1 protein-coding gene is annotated in these 334 nt (G+C 68.6%); it reads left to right on the forward strand.

Annotation, left to right across the window (positions count from 1 at the left end):
- On the forward strand, positions 1-334 hold a 334-nt coding region (locus H926_RS27880; RefSeq protein WP_043609781.1), incomplete at both ends, for a zinc-binding dehydrogenase.

Genomic DNA, 334 nt, shown 5'->3' on the forward strand with positions numbered 1-334 from the left:
GGGGCAGACAAGGCCGCGCTGGTGCAGCGCCTGGGCGCCGACGCGGCGATCGACCACCGCGTGGCGCCCGATGCACTGGCCGCCGCGCTCGATGCCGCAGCGCCGCAGGGCATCGATGTCTATTTCGACAATGTCGGCGGGCCGCTGCTCGACCTCGTCCTGCCGCGCATGCGCGAAGGCGGACGCATCGCGCTGTGCGGGATGATCGCGCAATACAATGATGCCGATCATCCCCACGGCGTGACGCAGCTATGGCAACTGGTGGTCAAGCGGCTGACCTTGCGCGGTTTCCTCACGTATGACCATGCCGATCGCCTGGCCGAGGCGCAGGCCA

Origin of the sequence: Novosphingobium sp. B-7, from assembly GCF_000410615.1 — a bacterium.
GTDB classification, from domain to species: Bacteria; Pseudomonadota; Alphaproteobacteria; order Sphingomonadales; family Sphingomonadaceae; genus Novosphingobium; species Novosphingobium capsulatum.